This window comes from Bartonella eidoli, from assembly GCF_036576145.1.
GTDB lineage: Bacteria > Pseudomonadota > Alphaproteobacteria > Rhizobiales > Rhizobiaceae > Bartonella.
In genome coordinates, this window is sequence record NZ_JBAFWX010000011.1 from 1,488 (window position 1) to 3,146 (window position 1,659).

At 37.7% G+C, this 1,659-nt stretch carries 2 protein-coding genes; both read right to left on the reverse strand.

Annotated elements, in window-relative coordinates; all coding sequences use genetic code 11:
* On the reverse strand, nt 1-934 hold a 934-nt coding region (locus V5N68_RS06085), incomplete at its 3' end, for a hypothetical protein (protein ID WP_332066283.1).
* A gap of 321 nt (nt 935-1,255) precedes the next feature.
* A partial coding sequence (locus V5N68_RS06090) for a type IV secretion system protein (protein ID WP_332066284.1) occupies nt 1,256-1,659 on the reverse strand: 404 nt, incomplete at its 5' end.

Genomic DNA, 1,659 nt, shown 5'->3' on the forward strand with positions numbered 1-1,659 from the left:
CTTCTTTTTCTCTTTTTATTCTTTCTGCTTCTGCTCTTGCTCTTTTTTCTTCTTCTTCTCTTTTTATTCTTTCCGCTTCTGCTCTCGCTCTTTTTGCTTCTTCTTCTTTTTCTCTTTTTATTCTTTCCGCTTCTATTCTTGCTTTTTCTTCTTTTTCTCTTTTTATTCTTTCCGCTTCTATTCTTGCTTTTTCTTCTTTTTCTCTTTTTATTCTTTCTGCTTCTGCTCTTGCTTTTTCTGCTTTTACTCTTTCTGCTTCTGCTGCTTTTGCTGCTGCTGCTTTTGCTGCTGCTTCTGCCTGCATTTTTGTTTGTGCCTGTGTTGCTCCCGGCCTCGACTTTGATGTTGAAGCTGCTGCTTGTCTCGTTTGTGGTTGTGCGGCTTGTCTCCCTTGTGGTTGTGCGGCTTGTCTCCCTTGTGTTGATGTTGCTTGTCTCCCTTGTGTTGATGTTGCTTGTCTCCCTTGTGTTGATGTTGCTTGTCTCCCTTGTGTTGATGTTGCTGGTTTCCCTTGAGTTGGTGTTGTTTGTCTCCCTTGTGTTGGTGTCGTTCGTGTTTGTGTCTGTGCTGTTGATTTCCCTTGTGTTGGTGTTGATTTTCCTTGTGTTGGTGTTGATTTTCCTTGTGTTGGTGCTGTTGGTTTGTTTTGTGCCGGTGCTGTCGGTTTCCCGGGCGTTTGTTTTTTAGGTGCTACTGGCTTTTTTGCCGAAGGGTATGAAAATCTTCTACTATATACATCTATATCTCCCCCATGTCCTCGATACGTAGGTGCTTTTTGACGTTGATCACTGTATCCAGTTCCCCACCAAAGGGATGATACATTAATAGCACGCGAATATTTATGATCAATAATTGGGGTTGCAAAGATCGCATTTGCAAAACTTGGTGTTGTCAAAATTACATTTATTATCGCTGTAATAACTAACTTTTTCATGTTTCACTCTTTCCAGAATTTACATATTACAGGAGGATGAATTACATTTTCTCGCTGATTTCTCGCAGGAGTTGTTTTATTAATAGATGTTCAATTTTAATTGCTTGTGTGATTTGGCTTTAGAATCGATGTGCAGGCTGACAATAAAATATTATTAATCAAAAATATAAAAATGATACACTTCGATTCTCAGTTTCAAATTGTTTATTCATCTAGCAATTTTTTATCGATGTTTCAATTTTGATTTTCAAAATGTATAACATTATTTTTTTAATTATGATTGAATCTGCTGCAGACAGATCGTTGATTGCTGTATTTCAATTATTTAGATGTACGGCTACTGCTGGAAACAGTACTGCCTATAGCACTTAATCTCCATAGATATTCAAGTGTAATGCCGTTTGCTAAAGTATTTGCAATGCTTGATAACTTTAGCAACAGCACGATAGAAATGATGGATAGGGTGAGAGCTCCTCCAAGTGCATAGCTTACATTTTGTTGACCATCAAAGCGGAGGTCATCCATGTAGTTTGTAAAAATAGTTAACATTACTTTAAATATAGTTGATAAGAGTACAATGAGAGTGATGTAACTCAACAATTGTGTTGCCCATCGTTCAAAAAAGCGGTGTGTTGTTTGCCAAAGCAAAGCAACAATAAAGAAAGGTCCAAGTGCAAATAGAAATGCAAGGGAAATTTTTGCCAACAGAATAAATGCACCACCAA